Annotated in this window: 22 protein-coding genes; 14 read left to right on the top strand and 8 right to left on the bottom strand. The window is 51.4% G+C overall.

Annotated features, from left to right (window positions below; all coding sequences use genetic code 11):
- Window positions 1-173 precede the first annotated feature (173 nt).
- Window positions 174-917: a DUF4225 domain-containing protein gene (locus B4923_RS01450; protein WP_109052679.1), complete on the bottom strand. Its 744-nt coding sequence runs from the start codon at window positions 915-917 to the stop codon at window positions 174-176.
- A 4-nt stretch (window positions 918-921) separates the two neighbouring features.
- Window positions 922-1,386, bottom strand: a complete 465-nt coding sequence (locus B4923_RS01445) for an Hcp family type VI secretion system effector (RefSeq protein ID WP_109052568.1) — start codon at window positions 1,384-1,386, stop codon at window positions 922-924.
- Window positions 1,387-1,542: 156 nt separating this feature from the next.
- Between B4923_RS01445 and B4923_RS01440 the strand changes: the two genes are divergently transcribed.
- A complete protein-coding gene (locus tag B4923_RS01440) occupies window positions 1,543-1,977 on the top strand; it encodes a helix-turn-helix domain-containing protein (RefSeq protein ID WP_245929466.1) in 435 nt (144 codons plus the stop codon).
- On the top strand, window positions 1,974-3,218 hold the full coding sequence (gene codA, locus B4923_RS01435) for a cytosine deaminase (RefSeq protein ID WP_109052567.1): 1,245 nt from the start codon (window positions 1,974-1,976) through the stop codon (window positions 3,216-3,218). The genes B4923_RS01440 and codA overlap by 4 nt, the downstream gene beginning before the upstream one ends.
- 47 nt (window positions 3,219-3,265) lie before the next feature.
- On the opposite strand, the gene B4923_RS01430 is transcribed toward codA, so the two are convergent.
- Window positions 3,266-4,171 (bottom strand): GntR family transcriptional regulator, encoded by a 906-nt coding sequence (locus B4923_RS01430; protein ID WP_109052566.1) that lies wholly within the window; start codon window positions 4,169-4,171, stop codon window positions 3,266-3,268.
- A 155-nt stretch (window positions 4,172-4,326) separates the two neighbouring features.
- On the opposite strand from B4923_RS01430, the gene B4923_RS01425 reads away from it, so the two are divergent.
- The 3 genes from B4923_RS01425 to B4923_RS01415 all read left to right on the top strand — a co-directional run bounded on the left by B4923_RS01425 (window position 4,327) and on the right by B4923_RS01415 (window position 7,889).
- Window positions 4,327-5,340 carry a zinc-binding alcohol dehydrogenase family protein gene (locus B4923_RS01425; RefSeq protein ID WP_109052565.1) on the top strand — a complete coding sequence of 338 codons (1,014 nt, stop codon included), beginning with the start codon at window positions 4,327-4,329 and terminating at the stop codon, window positions 5,338-5,340.
- Between the two features lie 65 nt (window positions 5,341-5,405).
- Window positions 5,406-6,695 (top strand): ABC transporter substrate-binding protein, encoded by a 1,290-nt coding sequence (locus B4923_RS01420; protein WP_109052564.1) that lies wholly within the window; start codon window positions 5,406-5,408, stop codon window positions 6,693-6,695.
- Window positions 6,696-6,809: 114 nt separating this feature from the next.
- A complete protein-coding gene (locus B4923_RS01415; protein WP_170115990.1) occupies window positions 6,810-7,889 on the top strand; it encodes a glycoside hydrolase family 88/105 protein in 1,080 nt (359 codons plus the stop codon).
- A 101-nt stretch (window positions 7,890-7,990) separates the two neighbouring features.
- Here B4923_RS01415 and B4923_RS01410 read toward each other — a convergent pair whose 3' ends face one another.
- Entirely contained in the window at window positions 7,991-9,007 is a 1,017-nt protein-coding gene (locus B4923_RS01410) for a type IV pilus twitching motility protein PilT (RefSeq protein ID WP_109052562.1), read from the bottom strand.
- Window positions 9,008-9,028: 21 nt separating this feature from the next.
- Here B4923_RS01410 and B4923_RS01405 point away from each other — a divergent pair, with 21 nt between their 5' ends.
- The 8 genes from B4923_RS01405 (at window position 9,029) to B4923_RS01370 (ending at window position 14,047) form a co-directional block, all read left to right on the top strand.
- On the top strand, window positions 9,029-9,736 hold the full coding sequence (locus tag B4923_RS01405; protein WP_109052561.1) for a YggS family pyridoxal phosphate-dependent enzyme: 708 nt from the start codon (window positions 9,029-9,031) through the stop codon (window positions 9,734-9,736).
- A 73-nt stretch (window positions 9,737-9,809) separates the two neighbouring features.
- On the top strand, window positions 9,810-10,631 hold the full coding sequence (gene proC / locus B4923_RS01400; RefSeq protein ID WP_109052560.1) for a pyrroline-5-carboxylate reductase: 822 nt from the start codon (window positions 9,810-9,812) through the stop codon (window positions 10,629-10,631).
- A gap of 56 nt (window positions 10,632-10,687) precedes the next feature.
- Complete coding sequence (locus B4923_RS01395; RefSeq protein WP_095833248.1) at window positions 10,688-11,242, top strand: YggT family protein; 555 nt, start codon at window positions 10,688-10,690, stop codon at window positions 11,240-11,242.
- Window positions 11,239-11,529 (top strand): DUF167 family protein YggU, encoded by a 291-nt coding sequence (yggU, locus tag B4923_RS01390; protein ID WP_109052559.1) that lies wholly within the window; start codon window positions 11,239-11,241, stop codon window positions 11,527-11,529. The genes B4923_RS01395 and yggU overlap by 4 nt, the downstream gene beginning before the upstream one ends.
- 18 nt (window positions 11,530-11,547) lie before the next feature.
- Entirely contained in the window at window positions 11,548-12,141 is a 594-nt protein-coding gene (rdgB, locus tag B4923_RS01385; RefSeq protein ID WP_109052558.1) for an RdgB/HAM1 family non-canonical purine NTP pyrophosphatase, read from the top strand.
- Window positions 12,134-13,270 carry a radical SAM family heme chaperone HemW gene (gene hemW, locus B4923_RS01380; protein WP_109052557.1) on the top strand — a complete coding sequence of 379 codons (1,137 nt, stop codon included), beginning with the start codon at window positions 12,134-12,136 and terminating at the stop codon, window positions 13,268-13,270. Before rdgB ends, hemW begins: the two co-directional genes overlap by 8 nt.
- Window positions 13,271-13,457: 187 nt before the next feature.
- Window positions 13,458-13,724, top strand: coding sequence for a type II toxin-antitoxin system ParD family antitoxin (locus tag B4923_RS01375; protein WP_109052556.1), 267 nt, complete (start codon window positions 13,458-13,460; stop codon window positions 13,722-13,724).
- A gap of 194 nt (window positions 13,725-13,918) precedes the next feature.
- Window positions 13,919-14,047: an entericidin A/B family lipoprotein gene (locus B4923_RS01370; RefSeq protein ID WP_109052678.1), complete on the top strand. Its 129-nt coding sequence runs from the start codon at window positions 13,919-13,921 to the stop codon at window positions 14,045-14,047.
- A gap of 103 nt (window positions 14,048-14,150) precedes the next feature.
- Here B4923_RS01370 and B4923_RS01365 read toward each other — a convergent pair whose 3' ends face one another.
- The 4 genes from B4923_RS01365 to B4923_RS01350 form a co-directional block, all read right to left on the bottom strand.
- Window positions 14,151-15,137, bottom strand: a complete 987-nt coding sequence (locus B4923_RS01365; protein WP_109052555.1) for a helix-turn-helix domain-containing protein — start codon at window positions 15,135-15,137, stop codon at window positions 14,151-14,153.
- A gap of 271 nt (window positions 15,138-15,408) precedes the next feature.
- Window positions 15,409-16,641, bottom strand: a complete 1,233-nt coding sequence (locus B4923_RS01360; protein ID WP_109052554.1) for a CaiB/BaiF CoA transferase family protein — start codon at window positions 16,639-16,641, stop codon at window positions 15,409-15,411.
- Between the two features lie 55 nt (window positions 16,642-16,696).
- Window positions 16,697-18,013, bottom strand: a complete 1,317-nt coding sequence (locus B4923_RS01355; protein ID WP_109052553.1) for an MFS transporter — start codon at window positions 18,011-18,013, stop codon at window positions 16,697-16,699.
- A 97-nt stretch (window positions 18,014-18,110) separates the two neighbouring features.
- Window positions 18,111-19,277: an acyl-CoA dehydrogenase family protein gene (locus B4923_RS01350; RefSeq protein WP_109052552.1), complete on the bottom strand. Its 1,167-nt coding sequence runs from the start codon at window positions 19,275-19,277 to the stop codon at window positions 18,111-18,113.
- Between the two features lie 685 nt (window positions 19,278-19,962).
- On the opposite strand from B4923_RS01350, the gene B4923_RS01345 reads away from it, so the two are divergent.
- A complete protein-coding gene (locus tag B4923_RS01345) occupies window positions 19,963-21,111 on the top strand; it encodes an acyl-CoA dehydrogenase (protein WP_109052551.1) in 1,149 nt (382 codons plus the stop codon).
- The last annotated feature ends 2 nt before the right edge of the window (window positions 21,112-21,113 follow it).

The following is a 21,113-nucleotide window of genomic DNA, read 5'->3' as shown; positions in this document are numbered from 1 at the left end:
GAATATCGAGAAGTGTAAAAAAAGGTGTATTTTTTAAGTCATATCTGAAAGCGAACATATGATATGCACTCAATAAAAATAAAGCCACTCTATTTTTGTAAAATAAAAAAAAGCAGATTACGGACGCAAATATATATGCATAAACAGGCCAAACATAAGAGTAAATTATTATATCATTCATTTTTATATAATATATATATTCCACCAATTGTTGTTATATCAACAGCACTCTCCGCAATCAAAGGTACCGTTCCCATAGTCTTCCATCCACGAACAAAATCACTGTTAATATACCTGAAAAGCCGGAAAGTATCCTCTCTTACAACATTTCTGAATAACCCATAGGCGGAAATCCCTAAATCGACGCTGGCGTAGGCTAAATCGGCATGATTTTCGCGTTGTCCTATTGATTGAGCAACAGCCCGGTAGGCATCCCGAGTCCAGCCCGACCGGTTTTCCCTAAACAGCAGGTAATAACCGTTCTCATACAGATTATTTAAACCGTGGGAGACATTTAGCGACCCGAATCCGGCGCAAAGATAGCCCGCAGAGGCGGCACAGGTGGCAATACCGGCCACAACCTGTGTTCCCCCGCCGATAAAGCCAACCTGTTTTAATATGATATTAAAAGATCGCGCTTTCTTCTCTTTTTCAAAAACATAATACTGCATTATCTTTTGCGTCGATAAGTCAAATTTCTGTTTTTGCAGATTGTTTATTTCTTTATCGAGTAAACGGATAGCCGCATCTTCCGTTAAGCAGAAGTTAAGCACATCCTGTCTTAGCTGGCTGGTTAATACGGCGATTTCTTTCAGAAACCCCCGGCGGGCCTCATAGCCGTGGATATAAAGCAACGCCAGCTCATCCGTCAGCCGGTTTAGTTGGGTTATTTTTCCTTCCAGATTAATGGCCGACATCATATCACCATAAACAATAGGCGCTGGTGCCCGCTTTGCAGTGTTCCCACTCTATACAAGCGTATTTAAAAGAAACGCTTTCCTGCGGCGGCATGTCATTTTGCGTCATTGAGTGCGGGGCTGACAGCTTTAATTCGACAATCCGGGCATCCCTCAGTTTTATCACAAAATATTTCTCGATTCCTCCGCTCTCAGAAATACGATAGAAAACGAATTCACATTGCAATACTTCATGGTTACTCAGCGACATTGCCAGCAGAGGGGAAGATTTGTCGATCGGTTTTCTTATTTCCAGAGGATGGAGCGAAAGGTTGTCATGGTGTTCAAGGTAACTAATTAAATCATAAATGAAGATTTCATCTTCATGGCCTTGCTGATATTTATTGCCGATGGAAAGGTGCGTCCCGCAGCCGGAAGAGATAAGCCCTTGCTTGTTGCCGTTAATCGATGCGTATATTAAATTTGCCATTTTAAAGTCCGTTTTAATTAAAGTTTCTAAAAACCCCTTGTTTTAGAATCAGGATATTATCCGGGGAAATATGATTTGTAAAGGAAAGAGGGACAGTGAAAATATATTTCAAATTTAATAATTAGGTAGCTAGTTAAAATATTTTCATGGACAGCGATGCAAAGTGTTACCGGTTATTTTAACGATAATAAATTAGGTGGCGACCCATTATTCCTCGCGCTCGCAACTAGCGCCACATCGTCATGGGTCACTGGCGAAGACGCCACCCGTTTTGGCGAGCGTTTTTTAAAGTGCGGAAACGGTTGGGAGGCTCAAACTGCTAACGTCGGTAGCCGATCAGGATCGGATCACCCGGTTTATGAAAGAAACCAGGGACATTTATTCGACGGTCATCGTAAAAAACCGGCACTGTGGCTGGAAACACTGGACGCCGTACTGCAAGATAACGGTAATCTCATCAAGGCGGCGGAACGCCTGGCGATTCACCGAAATACGCTAAACCTGCGTCTACAACGGATTGAACGGCAGTCAGGTCAGTCACTCAGCAATCCTCAATTTCGTTTAAATGCGCAACAGCAGGAGTTTTTATGAAAATTATTAATGCCGCGCTTCGACGACAAAACGGACTTTTCACTATCACCGTAGATAGCGGTCTGATCGCCGCCATTGATGTCCAGCCGGCGCGATTAACCACAGCGGAAAACAGCGATACGATCGATGCCGACAGCCAACTGGTCATTCCTCCGCTGGTCGAGCCGCACATTCATCTGGATGCGACGCTGACCGCGGGTGAACCGGAGTGGAACATCAGCGGTACGCTGTTTGAAGGCATTGAACGCTGGGGCCAGCGCAAAGCCGTCATCACCCACGACGACACCAAACGCCGGGCGCACGCCGCCATCGGCATGCTACGGGATCACGGTATTCAGCATGTGCGTACCCACATTGACGTCACCGATGCCAGTCTGGCCGCGCTGACAGCCATGCTGGAAGTGAAGCAGGAAGCGCGGGATTTGATTGATTTGCAAATCGTCGCGTTTCCTCAGGAAGGCATTGAATCCTTTGCCAACGGACGCCAACTGATGGAGCGCGCCATTAAGATGGGGGCCGATGTGGTCGGCGGTATTCCCCATTTCGAGAACACCCGCGATCAGGGCGTCAGTTCCATCAAATTCCTGATGGATCTGGCTGAACGCACGGGTTGTCTGGTAGACGTACACTGTGACGAAACCGACGATGCCCAATCGCGCTTTCTTGAAGTATTGGCTGAAGAAGCCCGGGTCCGCCGGATGGGACATCGAGTCACCGCCAGCCATACGGTGGCCATGGGCTCTTACGACAACGCATACTGCTATAAACTATTCCGCTTACTCAAAATGTCGGGGATCAACTTTGTTTCCTGCCCAACCGAAAGTATTCATCTGCAAGGACGTTTCGATACTTTCCCCAAACGACGCGGCGTGACGCGGGTGGCCGAACTCGACCGCGCAGGCATGAATGTCTGCTTCGGACAAGACTCCATCAGGGATCCGTGGTATCCGCTCGGTAATGGCAATATTCTTCGCGTTCTGGATGCCGGGCTGCATATCTGTCATATGATGGGCTATGAAGATCTGCAACGCTGCCTTGATTTCGTCACGGATAACAGCGCCAGAGCGATGAATCTGGGGGAGAAATATGGCATTGCCGTCGGTCGCCCGGCCAATCTGGTGATACTGGATGCCGGGAATGACTATGAAGCCTTATGTCGCCAGGCGAAAGCCAGAGTATCGATCCGCCACGGCAAGGTCATCATGCGCCGTACTCCGGAGCGGTTGAGCTATCCCGATTGAATGTCGGGCATCCGGGTTATCCTTCCGGATGCCTCACCGCTTCATGCTCATTGCGCATGGCGCTCTATCGATTGAATCATTGACTGTTTTGCCGTATCCAGATGCTGGCGCAGTTCACGCATGGCGAGTGAGCGATCGCGACATGCCATGGCGCTCAAAATAGCCAGATGCTCTTCCACCGCCAGCGTATTCCGCTGTTTCAGCGCCCGATCGTCCCATTGATAGTGGAAATGAAAAATCACCGAAATGATTTCGCTCATCTGATCGAAGAATGGATTGTTGGCGGCGGAGATGAGCAGCATATGCAGTTGCTGATCGAGCAGGGAAAACATCCGGTAATTCTGATTGATGGTGTTGCGCAAATGACGATGGTTTTCGAGTAGCTCACGCACGGTAATCCAGCGGCCGTCACTGTCAGACAGATTCATGAAACAATTCAGCGCATGAACTTCCAGCATCTCGCGCAGTTCAAACAGCTTTTCCGCATATTCCTGATCAAACTGCTTCATTTTCCAGTGCCCGCGCCGCACGCTTTCCATCAGGTCATAGCGGGAAAAGCGGAGTAAAAATTCACGCACCACGACCGGCCGCACATTGCACTGGCGCGCCAGTTGCAGTTCGGTAATGGTATCGCCGGGTAGTATCTGGCGCTGATTGATCATGTGATAAAACCGACTTTCAAACAGCTCAGTCTGTTCATCCATCGTACCACTGATAACGTCAAAACCGTCAGCGTCGGTCGGTTGACGCGCAATGGCGTACTTACCTCCCGTCTGTTGCAGCACGCCCTGTTCCATCAGATAGCTCAGCACGTGGATCACCGTGGTTCGGCTGATGTTAAACATGTCCGCCAGCGTGGACTGCGACGGCAAGGGCGAAGTGATATGTCCCAGCGAGATCGCCTCAATAAATTGATTGATCACGCTGTGGCGTAATGTTGATGTTCTGCTCATCGACGACCTCAAACTGCTTTTTATGTATTAAAAACCGATTAAGAACTGAAGTCAGTGTGATTAATCACATTACTAAAAACTTTGCACTACATAACTGCGCTTTTTAATAAAAGATTCATTCCATAAACAGGATGCCTTGAGGTCGGAATAATGTTATGAAAAGTCTAATTTGCCAACACCCAACACAAATGGAATATATAGAGCGCCCCATTCCTGTTCCATCAGACAGTGAGGTTTTGATTAAAGTAAAAACGGTCGGTATTTGTGGTACGGATATTCATGCCTGGGCGGGAAATCAACCTTTTTTTAATTATCCCCGCGTATTGGGACATGAAATATGTGGCGAAGTGATCGCTTTTGGTAAAAAAATAACATCATTCCGTATTGGCCAACAAGCTAGCGTTATTCCTTACATTGCCTGCAACCACTGTAGCGCATGTCTGAATAACCGCCCCAACTGTTGTGAAAATATTTCGGTTATCGGCGTTCATCAAGACGGCGGTATGGCTGAATATCTTTCTGTTCCCGCCGCCAATTTACTTTCCGCGGAAAATATTGACCCGATAACGGCCGCGTTAATCGAACCTTTCGCCATCAGCGCCCATGCTGTTCGCCGCGCCGACTGTATGCCCGGCGAAAGCGTGCTGGTGGTGGGCGGCGGCCCTATCGGCCTCGGCGTCGCCGCCATCGCACTGGCGGATAATCTCCATGTCGTATTGGCAGATACGCAGTTGGAACGGCGTGAGCACAGTAAAAATATTTTAGGGATCCGCGTATTGAATCCGGCCGATGCCGATTTTGAATCCCAGTTGCGTCAAGCGTTTCATGGCGAGCTACCGAACAAAGTGATCGACGCGACGGGTAACCAACATGCCATGAATAACTGCGTGAATCTCATCCGTCATGGTGGTCAGATTATTTTCGTCGGTCTGTTCAAAGGTAATCTTTCTTTCTCCGATCCGGATTTCCATAAAAAAGAAACCACGATGAAAGGCAGCCGAAACGCAACGACTGAAGATTTCAAAAAAGTTGAAAAATTAATGAGTGAGGGAAAGTTAAAAGCGGAAATGATGCTAAGTCATCGTTTCACCTTTAGTGAACTATCGGATATTTATGAAAGTGAAATTGTTAATAATAGAAATCTGCTAAAAGCTGTCGTGGAATTTTAATCAACACCCGTTATATTCTTTATGATAAACACCTTGTCCCCTACAAAAAGTACAATGAGGTTGTTATGAAAATAAAAATGATGCCGTTATGTTTTGCCGTGAGCTTTTCATTGTTCAGCACATTCGGCGTACACGCTGAAACCAAGGAACTTCGTTTTTCATGGTGGGGAGGAAATCAACGCCATCAGGCTACATCATTAGCGATTGCGGAATTTGAAAAAGCCCACCCGGATATTAAAGTCAGATCCGAACCGGCAGGCTGGGACGGCTATTTATCAAAGCTAACCACACAATTAGCGGGCAATAATGAACCGGATGTTATGCAGACCAACTGGAACTGGATGGTGCTGTTCTCCAAAGACGGCAACGGTTTTTACGACATCGGCAAAGTCGCAGCACAGATTGATCTGACCCAGTTTTCCGATCAGGCGAAAAAAATGGTCACCATGGAAGGAAAACTAAACGCAGTGCCTGTCGCCATGACCGGACGCTCCATGTACTACAACCCGGAACTGTGGCAAAAAGTGGGCCTGGCCTACCCCAAAACCTGGGATGAGATGATTGCCGCCGGCCCGATCTTTAAACAAAAGCTCGGAGATGACTATTATCCCTTCCTGCTCGCCAACCACGATACCACCATCATGACATTTCTGAATTCCTATATGATTCAGAAATATAACAAAACCATGATTGATGAAAAAAACCAGACCTTCGCCTTTACGCCACAAGAGTGGCAGGAATATTTTGGCCTGTATAAAAAGTTGGTCGACAATCATGTGATTCCGTCTATGAAATTTTTTGCCGCTTATGGCAAAGCCAACGCCTGGGAAATACCACACTGGCTGGGAGGGAAAATCGGCGGCGTACACACCTGGAGTACCGATAACACCTTTTCCAGTAGCCTAAAAGCGCCGGCGACACTGGAAGTCGGCCCGTATCCAATGCTGGCGGGTGCGCATGACAGCGGCATTTTCTTCAAGCCCGCGATGATGTTCTCCATTGGCAAGAATACCCGTTACCCGCAGGAAGCCGCGCAGCTTATCGACTTCATGCTGAATTCCCCTGAAGGGGTTAAAGCGATGGAGTTACAGCGCGGCGTGCCGCTAAGCCAGGCCGCGGTTGCCCAGTTAATGGCGGATGGCACGATCAACCCCGATCAGCTTCCGGTTCAAGGGCTCAAACAGGTAGAATCGCTGTATGGTGATATTCCTCCTTCGCCCTATATGGAAAATCCGCAGCTGCTGGCGGCGTTTTTAGAACATTTGCAAAAGTATGATTATGGACAGATGACTCTGGAAGAGGTCGCGCAGTCCTTCCCGAGAAGCGGAGCGCGGATTTTAAAAAGGATCATGTAATGCGACAGCGGAACGCCGATGCATATCGATGTTCCGCTACCGTTTCATGACAAAAACCAGCGATGACAAATGCTGCCGTTCACCCATTTCATTTTACAAAAACGTGAGAAAAAAATGCCGGCTGATAGCAAACAACAAATAAATGAAAAATTGGATCTGTTATTTAATGAGATTATTACCGTTCGCACCGACGATCAGGCATTAAAGAAACTGAAAGTCATTGCCTCCGATCTCTCCATTGAAAACTGGGACTGGTCGCAAGGCGTCGGGATCTACGGTATCTGGCGTCTCTATCAGGTAACAGGAAAACCGCACTACCTGGACTATATTCACGGCTGGTATCAACGCCGTCTTGAGGAAGGGCTGCCAGAAAAAAACATCAACCGTATGGCGCCGATGCTAACGCTCACCACCATGGGCATTACACAGCAGGATCGCCAACATGACGCCCTGATCCGTGAATATGCCGGTTGGATTGAAAACCAGCTGTTGCGCACCCAGGAAAATGGTTTTACCCACTGTACCAGCGACCACCTGAATGAAGAGCAGCTTTGGGTCGATACCTTGTTCATGAGCGGCCTGTTTTATGCCCGTGCGGGTGCTTACCTGAATCGCCCGGACTATCGCGAGGAAGTCTCTTATCAGTTCTTACTCCACATCAAGTATCTGATCGATCGCCAAACCGGACTGTGGATGCATGGCTGGAGTTTTAACGGGCCAGGCAACTACGGCGCGGCCCTGTGGGGTCGAGGCAACGGCTGGGCAGCAATCAGTACCGTCGATTTTCTGGAGATGCTGGATACGCAGGACGCCAGCTACCAGATGATCCTCAACACCTTCCGCCGTCAGGCCGACGCGGCGGTGAAATATCAGCATGAAAGCGGCATGTGGCATACGTTGCTCAATCATCCGGACAGCTATCTGGAAGCCTCCGGCACCGCCGGTTTCACCTACGCACTGCTGAAGGGAATACGCCTGGGTTTGCTGGACGAACGTTATCAGGATGCTGCCTGGAAAGGGGTTGATGCACTGCTTAGCCGCATCAATGCACAAGGCGAAGTTGCGGATGTATCGGCAGGCACATCGGTTGGCGCCGATCTGGATCACTATCGCCGCATTGCCATTAAACAACGCGCTTACGGACAATCCCTCACCATGCTGGCATTAACGGAAGCGTTGGCGGGCAGCCAATAACCGCCATCCGTGTATCATGACGCTTTTTCATGGGAAAATTCCCTGTTCTCTGTAGTCGTTAGGTTGTCCCCGCTCTGCGGGGACTTTTTTATCATGCGACATCATGTAGCCACCTCGCCGGATTCGGACAGCAACCCCTCCCGGCAGCGCTGTAAATGACTTTGCTCAAACGTCTGCATACCCGCCGCCGTCCCCGTTTGAATCAGACTCGGCAACTGATGATGTTTTCCTTCCCGAATCAGGTTACCGACGGCGGCCGTTGCCGTCAGCACCTCAAATAGTGCGACACGTCCGCCCGATGCCATCGGCAGCAACCGCTGCGCCACCACCGCCTGTAAACATGCCGCCAGTTGGCTACGGACAAAGGCTTTTTCTTCACCGGGAAACACATCCACCAGCCGGTCGACCGCCTGCGCCGCACCGCGGGTATGCAGGGTGGCGAACACCAGATGGCCCGTTTCCGCCGCGGTCAGCGCCAGCCGGATGGTCTCGGTATCACGCAGTTCCCCCAGTAAGATAACATCGGGGTCCTCCCGCAGTGCCGCGCGAAGAGCCTGCGCAAACGACACGCTATGCTGACCGATTTCCCGCTGCTGGATCAGACATTGCCGGCTGGTATGGATAAACTCGATCGGATCCTCCAGCGTGATGACATGACGGGGATGCCGTTCGTTCAAGGCGCCGATCATGGCGGCCAGCGTGGTGGATTTCCCGCTCCCCGTCGCGCCCGTGACTAAAATCAACCCATCCTTCCGTTCAAGCAGATCCGAAAGAATCCGCGGCGCCCGCAGCGCATCCAGTGAAAAACCGGACGATGGGATAAGCCGCAGCGCGATGGAGAGCCCGTGACGCTGACGAAAGACGTTAACCCGCAGGCGCTGCCCATCCACCAGCGTCAGCGCGCCGTCAACCTGCCCTGACTGCCGCAACTGCTGTTGCTGAACCGGCTCAAGCCACGCCGCACACCATTGTTCCAGCTGTTCGGAACATAAACATGGTAAGGTATTTTCAAACCGTAGCCGACCATCAATACGCCATACCGGAGGATGTCCGCTACACAGGTGCAGATCCGAGGCATTATGTTTTACACTAAGCGCCACCCATTCACCCACATCCATAGATTAATCTCCTGAACGACTATGACCACTATCCAACAGAACCTACAGGACATTCGGCAGCAGATCTCAACGGCCGCGCGGCAGTGCGCAAGGGCGCCAGAGGACATTACGCTGCTTGCAGTCAGTAAAACCAAACCTGTGACGGCTATCGAAGAAGCAATCCGCGCCGGACAACGGGCATTTGGCGAGAATTATGTTCAGGAAGGCGTGGACAAAATTCGTTACTTCCGGGAAAACCAGCCGGAAACGCATTTGGAATGGCACTTTATCGGTCCGTTACAGTCGAACAAAAGTCGGTTGGTAGCCGAAAATTTCGACTGGTTCCACACGGTGGATCGTCTGCGGATCGCCCAGCGTCTGAGCGAACAGCGCCCGACAGCGCTGCCGCCGCTGAATGTGCTGTTACAAATCAATATCAGCAATGAACCAAGTAAATCCGGCATTATGGTCGATGAATTAGCGGAACTGTCCGCCAGCGTGGCGGCGTTGCCGAATCTGCGGCTACGTGGTTTGATGGCTATTCCGGCCCCGGAAACGGATTATCAACGTCAGTTGGCCGTTTTCCGGCAAATGACCGACCTGTTTCAGCAGTTAGCCTTACATCATCCCCATATCGATACCTTGTCGATGGGGATGACCGATGATATGAAGGCGGCGATTGCAGCAGGAAGTACACTGGTGAGAATCGGTACGGCTATTTTCGGTGCGCGCGACTATTCGGCAGCCTGATTCGTCATCATTAATCAGAGCCCGTCACCGAGATACGGTCTTAACGGAATAACGGTAATCAGCGAGAATTCAGATGCAGCAACGTAAAATAGTGTTTATAGGCGCCGGTAATATGGCACAGGCCATTATCGCCGGATTAATTGAAGGGGGTTACCCCGCCGGCAATATCAGCGTATGCGCGCCTTCCGGCAGGAATCGTGATGTATTGGCGGCCAGATATGGCGTAACCAGCAGTGCTGATAACGTGCGCTGCGCGCAGGAGGCGGATGTTATTGTTCTGGCCGTCAAGCCGCAGATGATGGCAACCGTATGTGAACCATTACGCCAGCAGGTGGATTTCACTGGCAAACTGGTGCTGTCGATTGCCGCCGGGATCAGTATTGCCCGTTTTAAGGCGCTGTTAGACGAGAAGCTGAATATCGTGCGCATTATGCCGAATACACCGTCACTGGTAGGGAAAGGCATGAGCGGACTGTATGCGCCGGCGATCGTTAGCGAAACCGATCGGGCATTCACCGCCGAACTGATGAAAAGCGTTGGCAAAGTATGCTGGGTCGGGAATGAATCCGGCATTAACGGCGTTATCGCCGCCGCAGGCAGCGCGCCCGCGTATTTCTTCCTGTTTATGGAAGCCATGCAACAGGAAGCGATTCGCCAGGGATTCGATGAGGAGACGGCGCGCCTGCTGGTACAGCAGGCGGCTTCCGGCGCCGCCGCGCTGGTGGAGGCCAATCCCGGGACGCCGCTGTCAACGCTACGGGAAAATGTGACGTCCAAAGGCGGCACCACGGCGGAAGCGCTGCGGGTGTTTAACGAACGCCAGTTGACGCAAACGGTGGCAGAGGCCATGCAGGCTGCGGTCAACCGCGCACAGGAAATGGAACAGCTATTTTAATGCAACGCGCTAATCATCCGCCCGTTTACTCTCTTTAATAAGGAACTGATGTATCTATGCTTACCCTGACTTTTCTGGTCAAGACGCTGGTCGACCTCTACGTGATGGTATTGCTGTTGCGCATTTGGATGCAGTGGTCGCACAGCGACTTCTATAATCCTTTGTCGCAATTCGTGGTAAAAATTACTCAGCCGATTGTCGGCCCGCTACGTCGTATTTTGCCGTCACTGGGCCCGATTGATAGCGCATCGCTACTGCTGGCGTTTATTCTGACCACCATCAAATATCCTTTGCTGTTGCTGATTCAGGTGGGGGCGCTATCGCTCAGCCCGATGAATCTGCTGGTCGGTCTGATCTCCCTGATTAAATCCGCGGGCTATCTGATTTTCTGGGTGGTGATCATTCGCTCGCTGATGAGCTGGATCAGTCAGGGCCGCAGCCCCATTGAGTATCTGCTGCACCAGTTGACGGAACCCTTTATGGCGCCGATCCGCCGCATTATCCCGGCGATGGGCGGTATCGATTTCTCCGCCATGGTGGTGATCCTGATCCTGTATATGCTCAATTATCTGGGTATGGATCTGTTTCCGGGATTGTGGTTCTTGCTGTGAGCGCCATCACCCGCCATAACGACGATCTGATCATTCGGCTGTATATACAGCCGAAAGCCAGTCGTGACCAGATTATCGGACTGCACGGCGACGAACTGAAAGTCGCCATCACCGCCCCACCGGTCGATGGGCAGGCAAATGCCCATCTGACCAAATTCCTCGCCAAACAGTTCCGGGTCGCCAAAAGTCTGGTCATTATTGAAAAAGGTGAACTCGGTCGGCATAAACAGATTAAAATCATCAACCCGCAAACCATCCCGGCGGAAGTCGCGGAACTGATTCAATAAAGACGCAGGAAAACAGGAATGCAAAAAGTGGTTTTGGCTACCGGTAATCCCGGTAAGGTGCGTGAACTCGCCAGTCTGCTGGCGGATTTTGGGCTGGATATCGTGGCCCAAACGGAGCTGGGGGTCGATTCCGTCGAAGAAACGGGCCTGACATTTATTGAGAATGCGATCCTCAAGGCGCGCCACGCCGCTCAGATTACCGGTTTGCCCGCCATCGCCGACGACTCCGGGCTGGCGGTGGAGGCATTAGGCGGCGCGCCGGGTATTTATTCCGCGCGCTACGCGGGGGTGGATGCCAGCGATCGGCAGAATCTGGACAAGCTGCTGCATACCCTGAAAGAGGTGCCCGACGAACGGCGCGGCGCCAGCTTCCACTGCGTACTGGTTTATCTGCGTCATGCGGAAGACCCCACTCCGCTGGTATGTCACGGTAGCTGGAAAGGCGTGCTGATGCATAACCCCGTCGGCGTCGGCGGTTTTGGTTACGATCCGATCTTCTTCGTACCGGAGCTGGGCAAAACGGCCGCCGAACTCACCCGTGAAGAGAAGAACGCGCGATCTCACCGCGGTCAGGCGCTGCGTCTGTTGCTGGATGCCCTGCGTCATGCTTAAACTGCCGCCGCTCAGTCTGTACATTCATATTCCCTGGTGCGTACAAAAATGCCCCTATTGCGATTTCAATTCACATGCGCTGAAAGGCGATGTGCCGCATCAGGAATATGTTGAACACTTGCTGGCCGACCTTGATGCCGATCTGCCGCTGGCGGGCAACCGCCCGCTGCATTCCATTTTTATCGGTGGCGGCACGCCCAGTCTGCTGAGCGCGGAAGCCATGCAATCGCTGCTGGATGGCGTACGGGCGCGACTGACGCTAACGCCCGATGCCGAAATCACCATGGAAGCCAATCCGGGGACAGTAGAGGCCGATCGTTTCAGCGGCTACCAGCGGGCAGGCATCAACCGGATTTCCATCGGCGTGCAAAGTTTCGATGCGCAAAAGCTCACCCGTCTGGGCCGCATTCACGGTCCGCAAGAAGCCAAACGCGCCGCTCATCTGGCCGCTGGTCTGGGATTACGCAGTTTTAACCTCGACCTGATGCACGGGCTACCGGATCAGTCGCTGGAAAATGCGTTGGACGATCTGCGTCAGGCGATTGCGCTCAATCCTCCCCATCTGTCGTGGTATCAACTGACCATCGAGCCCAACACGCTGTTCAGCTCACGCCCGCCAAAACTGCCGGATGATGACGCGCTGTGGGATATTTATGAGCAGGGCCATCAGTTGCTGAGCGCCGCAGGCTATCAGCAATACGAAACCTCGGCCTATGCCAAACCGGGTTATCAGTGCCGGCACAATCTGAACTACTGGCGCTTTGGCGATTATCTGGGCATCGGCTGTGGCGCGCACGGTAAACTGACCTTCAGCGACGGGCGCATTCTGCGCACGGTGAAAACCCGCCACCCGCGCGGCTATATGCAGGGTAACTATCTGGATAAACAGCATGAGGTGGCGAATGAAGACCGGCCTTTCGAATTCTTTATGAACCGTTTTCGCCTGTTGGAAGCCGCCCCGCGCGGCGATTTCACCGCCTATACCGGGCTGGATGAAAGCGTGATTCGACCGCAGTTGGATCAGGCGCTGGCACAGGGCTACCTGATTGAGACCGCCGACCACTGGCAGATTACCGAGCATGGCAAACTGTTTCTGAACTCGTTGCTGGAACTGTTTCTGACGGAATAACCGCTCACCCGCGGAAAGACTTTTCATTGCCAAGCGGTTAGCCGTCATATTCTGCGAACCGCTTTCCATTTTCATTCTCTCCGCCTTGCCCTGCGCCCTCAAATACCATTTTCTTAGTACTGGATTGGGATTTTATTTTTAGGTATCTTTTGTAAGAATAAATCTTACTTCCACAGCAGAGGTATTTATGGCCAGAACGATGACAATTGATCTTGGAGACGAACTTCGCCACTACGTAGAGTCGCTGGTCGAGTCCGGCGACTACCGTACACAGAGTGAAGTCATTCGGGAGGCATTACGCCTGCTGCGTGAAAAGCAGGCTGAGTCCGACCTGCAAAAATTGCGTAATCTGGTTGCCGACGGATTAACTAGCGGGGAGCCACAGGAATGGAATCGCGATGAGTTTCTGCAAAAAGTCCGGGATAAAGTGCGGGCGCAACAACAAAGGAATTAAGCTGACGCCGCAAGACGCTGTGCGCAATATTGGATGGATATAGCAAAACTGGGGACGATGAAAACGCCGCCGAGTCACACGCTGACGCCGGTGAGAATATTTTGATAAATGTCAGCGTTTTCAGCTTCCTGAGATTGAATTTCCGCGTACGGTTATGACAAAGTGTACACATGTTGAATCTGCTGGTGACGATAATGAAATATATAAAATTACTCATAGCATCGCTGCTGATAGCCTCGGTATTGAGCGGTTGTAATACCGCGCGCGGTTTTGGTCAGGATGTGGAAAAACTGGGCAGTAAAATTTCCAGTTCGGCCAGTTAACGGCGTATTGCGCGTCAGACCATACGCTACGCCCCCCGGGAAGGTGATACCCTCGGGGTTTTCTTTATACCTCGCAGCATTAATTTCCGGACATTCCCGTTAATTACGTCGTTTTCACGTTGTCGTCCTCTTGCGCGTAATCATCCTGTGAAGCGGATTTGTCAGACGGCTCGTCGGCCGTCGGCAACTCCTCCGACAGGGCAATTTGCTGCACCGCCAGTTCGCGAAACTGTTTCGGACTGACGCCGGTATGCTTATGAAAAAAACGGGTAAAGTAGGCTTCATCGTTAAACCCCAGCGACGCCGCCAGCTGTTTGATGGTTTTCGCGGTATACACCAACTCACGCTGCGCCTCCTGCACCACCCGCATATTGATCACATCCAGGCTCGACCGCCCCAGAGCAATACGACACAGCCGGGAAAGGTGGCCGGGAGACATGCCCATTTCACAGGCATAGTCATTCACTGAAAGCCGTAGCCGGAATTGTCGATCCACACTACGCAGGAACTTATTAATCTGCACGGACTTGCGTGAACAGGTGGCCAGCTCCCGCTGCTCCAGCGACAAATGGCTAATGCGCGAGATATAAATAAATAGCGAGGTAAACAACGACATACACATCGCCGTCTGGTTGACCGTCGGCACGCGAAGTTCGCGCAGCATGGCTTTGTAAAAACCCAGCACCGTTTTTTTGTCGCCCGCCGTTTCATCCAGCGCGATAACGCACGGCTTGTGAATCAGTTTCATCAGACTCGGCGCCAGCAGGTTTGCCATTGATTCCAGTGGCTTCTGAGAGGCGGTAATGGTTAATCCCTCGGTGTCCGGCGTGTAATGAAAGGCATGAACGGTCTGCGCGGGCACCAGGATAAGGCAGGGAGAAACCGCCGTTAAACGGGCGCAGTTGAGTAAAACATCAACCTGCCCTTGTTGAATAAACAGCACCTGAATTAATGATTCATGTAAGTGTGGATTCACCTTCCAGTTATAGACTTTTGAACGATAAGAAATGTTTTCGACATTAAAGAAATTTTCCCAGCTCAGTTCTGATTGTTCGCCATATAAGGCATAGGCGGGAATGGTGGTCGCCATCAGCGTTCCCCTTAAATCTGTCCGATCTTTCGATTGATTATCTCGAATACAGTAGGGACCTCTGTCGTTTGAACTGGCGGATCAAGGCAGTGACGTTATCGCCGCAATTTATCAGTTTGCTTCATCTTTCCACCCACGAACACGTGGACCATTGGCTTAGACGAAATATGGCGCGTCCAGGGCAACGAATAACGTTTCGCTGCCGTAGCTCGTAACGCGTGACAGGCTATCTATCGTATTCATGCAAACATTCGCTGCCCGTATGGCCATATTATTCAACAGGTTCTGACTGAGAATGAAGGATCACCGCCCCCTCGGCGCCCAGGCTATCAATCTCTGCTGCCGAATAACCATACTGGGAAAGAATTTGCCGGGAGTGATAGCCCAGCGCCCGCGACGGAATAATACGAGCCGGCCCCATTTTTCCGATATTCACCGGCGGCGTGGTCAACACCCGTTGGTTTCCCGTGGGGTAAGTCACCTGACGCAGACAGTCATTCGCCCATGCCTGTTCATCTTCCAGGATCTCATCGGGCGTATAACCTTTCTCATGGGCAAAATCGTTTTGCTTAAGCATGACCATCATCTCACTCAGCGTTTTCTGAGCGATCTGCTCACTGATGATGTCAATGATTGCCCGGTTGCGCTCATGGCGGTTGACCTCATCAATCCGGCAGAAGTCAGGGCTGTCCACCAGATCCGCCCTCCCGAGCAATGTCATGAATTTATTAAAAAAGCGGTCATATTCGGGAATACAAATCACCATCCAGCGACCGTCTTTGGTTTGATAGGTATTGTTGAACGGGTTTGCCACTTCACGGCGGGATTTCGGATAGCGGTTGCCATACTGAGCCGACACCACGGCAATACTCATCATAAACAACGCCGTATGATGCAGGCTCACGGTGACCTTATCGCCTTTACCCGTTTTATCGCGTGCCAGCAGCGCGGCGCAAATGCCCGAGACCAGACACATCGAAGCCTGAAAATCACCGAAACCATTCACCGAATTGATCGGCGTTTCGCCCCGTTCATTGGTGGAGCCAAGGATCCCGCCACGGCATACGTAGGCGGTGGCGTCAAATCCCGCCGTATCCTTCTCCGGGCCCTGCTCTCCGTAGCCGAGGATCTGCGCGAAGATCAGTTCGGGGAAACGCAGGTGCAACTCGTCATAAGAGAAACCCAGACGCTCCAGCGCTTTCGTCCGATAGTTGGTCACAATGACATCCGCCGTCGCCAGAATTTTATAAGCGACCGATTTTGCCCGATCGTTTTTCAGGTTAAGGCACAGGAATCGCTTGTTGGCATTGGCAATATCAAATGCCGGATTTTCCTCATCGCTATAGGGCATATTGAAAACCGACGCCTGCGTCCGGCCGGGATCCCCGGCCGGCGGTTCGATCTTGATCACATCCGCCCCCCAGTCGCCCAGAATACGGGGCACCGTGGGCGCCGCCAGAAAGGATGTCAGATCGACGACTTTCACTCCCTCCAATGGTCTCATGATATTTACTCCTTCACTCAGTAGATAATCTGGATTTTATTAAACTATCAAACAGTTACATTCTCAGCGTTTGATGAACCACCGGATGATCCCTTTTTTCGATTGGCTGAATACGTACCATGAGAATGATCAGGGCGCCGACGATGGCGACCGTCGCGCCGAGGTACAGGGCGTATTCATATTTTCCTGTGATATCAATGATTAAACCGGAAAATACCGGCGAAAGAATACCGGCAGCCGTGCCAAACACGCCGTTCAGCCCCACCAGTACGCCGGTATTTTTCTGGGAAAAAACCATCGGGATAGAGAAATGCGATGCCATGGTGAAACACAAAAAGAAGTTGGAAGCGGAGATCAATCCGGCGGCGCTCCACAGGCTGCCGGCGCGCGTTCCCAGAATTAAAAACAGCCCGGCCAGCAGCAGCCCGAGAATCGGCGATAGCTTCCTGCCAAAATTTTGCCCGAAGCGCTGAGAAGCGCTATCGGCCACCAGACCGCCCAGCGGATAAGCGAAAATCGCCACCAGATACGGCAGCATGGAGTAAATCGCGCTCTGTTTCAGGTCAATCCCCCGCCCCATGGCAAAATAGGTGGGCAGCCAGGTCATAAACAGAAAGAAAAGATAGTTGGTGCAGAAATAGCACAGCGAACATCCCCAGACCGAGGGCGTGGAAAAGATATCGCGCTTACTGAGTACCGGTACGCCGTCCGTGTTGCTTGATGAAACGCCGGCGGGTGGAGCGATCTTTTGCCCGGCCTGAATATAAGACAACTCGGCGTGCGTGATATGGGGATGCTGCTCCGGCCGATTTTTACCTAACCGCCACCAGAGCAGGCACCACAGAATGCCCGGCAGGGAAACGACGTAAAACGCCATTTGCCAACCCCAGGTCTGAATAATCCAGGCGGAAAACACCATCGAAGCGGCAATACCCGCCGGACAGCCTACCTGTAATAATCCGGTGGCCTTACCGGATTCATTTTTCGGCACCCAGTTGGCCAGCAGTGAGAAATTCGCCGGCACCAGCACGCCCTGCCCGATGCCCACCAGAATACGCAGCAACATCATTATCCCCAACGTCGAGCCAAAGGGGGTTAAAAAGGTGAACAGCGCCCACCACAGGGTACCGGTCACCAGCACAACGCCGCCGCCAAAGCGGTCGGCCAGCGCCCCGGCGGGCAACATGGTTACGGCATAGCCGATAAAAAAGGCGGTGGATACCCAACCGAACTCCGTTGCGTTCCAACCATACTGCTGCATTAATGCAGGCCCGCACATGGACATACTGCTTCTGGCGACAAACATGACAAAATAATCAATGATCAGCAGAACCACGATGTTCCAGCGTGTATTACCAATTGATGTACTCATATGCCACTCCCGCGATAAAACGAAAATGGCTACACCAGCGATGACGCCACGAGATGCAGCCATTGTGATCGGTGATGATGACGCTGCTACCGAGGCATCACGCAATAACGCCGGCGCTGGCAATCAACGGGCGGGCAATCGTCAGCCGCTGAACGGTGCGCGGTCCTTCTTCAAACCATAACGCTCTGGCATCGCGGTACATTCTTTCGACCGGTCCGTAGGGGTTATCCTCGAAATAACCAATCCCCCCGAAGATTTCCAGGCAGCTATCCGATACGGTACGCACGGTATCAATGCCGTGCAGCTTGCACATGGCGGAGACCATTTCGATATCCTCGCCGCGATCGAACTTCCGGGCACAGTCCTGCAACATCACGCGCAGCGCATGGACCTGCGTTCCCATGTCGGCAATGGTCTGCTGGATGGCCTGGCGCGCGACCAGCGGTTTACCGAACGTCACACGATCTTTGGCCCGCGCGATGGCGAGTTCCAGAAAGCGTTGGGACATGCCCAGACAGGTGACGGCGATCATGGCGCGGGAGTGCGCCAGCGCATCCATGAAAATATCCAGCCCATCGCCCTCTTTCCCCATAATGTTGTGCGCGGGAACCTCACAGTTTTCAAAGCGCAGATAAGCGTGGCCAGCGCCGCGGCATCCCATCATGTGCGGCATGGGATCGATGTAATAACCCGGCGAATTGGTTTCGATCAGGAAAGCGGTCAGGCCGCCTTTTTTGCGTTTATTTTCATCAGTGACGGCAATGACGTAGCTGGCATCCGAAATGTCAGTATGGGAGATCAGCGTTTTTGAACCATTAAGGATATATTTGTCGCCTTTTCGGACCGCGGTAGTACGAATGTCCGCCCCGGAGCCGCAGTCGGCTTCTGTTAATGCGAAGTTGATGTAGGCGTCTTTATTCGCCAGCAACGGCAGCCAGCGGGCTTTTAAATCCTCTGCGCCATGATCGCGCAGAATGCGCCAGTTCAGGCCGTTGGCGTGATGCAGATTCATCCGCATGCCGCCCGGCCCGCGGCAGAACTCTTCCATAACCGAGAAAAACTGTTCGCAATTCAGTCCCAGGCCGCCATATTCCTCAGGGATAGCCAGGCGGAATAAATCATTTTTACGGCACACATCATAATAGGCTTCGGGAAAGACATTGGTTCTTTCCACTTCCAGCTGCAATTCTTCAAGATCGGTTTCTGTCACTCTACGGACTTTTTTCTTCAAGGCATCCAGTTCTTGTTGCGATAATATGGCCATATACCACCTTCTATTTATCATTGAGTGAATACGAAAGTTATGATGGTGATTAAATTGGTATTTAATCGTTTCCACGCATTGCGAGGCGTTTATTCTCCGTAAATAATTCGCTGCATGGTTGGCGATAATCAGATTATAGGAACAGGATGTGTCATTTAAACATTGACATTTTCAACTAATCACAGGACAAATCGAACATCGCGATAAACACCCTTGAAAGAAGAAAATTAAAACAACTAAAAAACAACAAGTTAAAAAATAAACACTTTTGTATTAAATATTTATTTCTATGATTCATTCCTGTTTTTGCGAGAGAGATCAATATTTATTCGCAATGTGTATTTACACCATGCAAGGTTAAATCAATGTTAATTAATATAATTAAAATTCACAGCAATGCTATATATCCCTTATCTCATAAAAAAAGAAATGTCTATTTTGTCCAAGTAATTGTCATGATTGTCTATACCTAAGCGACAATAGTTATTCTATGCTCGCCTGGTACCAGAAAATAAAGCCATTAAAAACCCACTGAAAATATCCATCGCCATAAATAACCGTATTCAATGAATAACGGCAATAACGAAAAAATATTCATTGAAAATGATAAAGGGAATATATCCCACGACAGCCTTTAATGAGGAGACGTTATGGACTTCCAGGCCAGTAATCATCAGGAGCAATCATGGACTTTTTGCTAACCGAAGAACAGGAACTGCTGCTCGCCAGTATCCGCGAGCTTATCAGCCGCGATTTTCCTGAAGAGTATTTCAAAACCTGCGATGAAACGCGCAAGTTTCCCCATGAATTCTTTTCCGCATTGGCGGAAAGCGGCATCGGTCTGCTGGGAATACCAGAGGAACTGGGCGGCGTTCCCGCCGATATGCTGACTCAGGTGTTGGTGCTGGAAGAGATCGCCCGGATGGGGGCGCCCGCCTACATCATGACCGAAGGGCAGTGCATTCATAATATGCAGCGCTTCGGCAACCCGGAACAGCTGGCGAAAACGGCCGAAATTGGTCTGTCGGGTATTCCCGCCTACTCGCTGGCCTTTACCGAACCGCAGGCCGGCTCAGACAACAACCGCATTGCCACCACCTACACGCGTAAAAACGGCAAGGTCTACCTGAACGGACAGAAAACCTTTATTACCGGCGCTAAAAATTACCCTTACATGCTGGTGCTGGCGCGCAATCCCGAACCGGACGATCCCAAACGCTGCTTTACCTTATGGTGGCTGGACCCCAACGCTCCCGGCGTAAAACGCAACGATCTGCACAAAGTTGGCTGGCATATGGTTAGCAATTGCGAGGTTTTCCTCGATAACGTGGAAGTGGAGGAAAGCGATATGGTGGGCCGCGAAGGTTACGGCTTCATCCATATGATGGAAAACTTTGAGATTGAGCGTCTGGTGATTGCCGCACACTCTCTCGGCGTTGCCGAATGCGCTTTTGAAGATGCCGCCCGCTACGCCAATCAGCGCATCCAGTTCGGCAAACCCATCGGCCAGTTCCAGATGATCCAACTCAAACTCACCCAGATGGCCATCAAAATCCAGAATATGAAGAACTTTGTATACCGGGTGGCCTGGGAGTGCGACAGCGGTTTACCCATGCGCCTTTCCTCACCGATGTGCAAGATTTACTGCGCGCAGTCTGCCTGCGAGGTGATCGATGACGCTATGCAAATCATGGGCGGTCTGGGCTACACCGACGACAGCCGTATTTCCCGATTCTGGCGGGATACCAGGGTAAATCGCATTGGCGGGGGCACCGATGAAATCATGGTGTATATCTCCGCCCGCCAGATCCTGAAACAGTATGAAAGCCGATAGGG

The organism is Brenneria roseae subsp. americana, assembly GCF_003115815.1.
Classification (GTDB): domain Bacteria; phylum Pseudomonadota; class Gammaproteobacteria; order Enterobacterales; family Enterobacteriaceae; genus Brenneria; species Brenneria roseae.
Note: the sequence above shows the minus strand (reverse complement) of the source record. Positions and strands in the feature narration are given on the sequence as shown.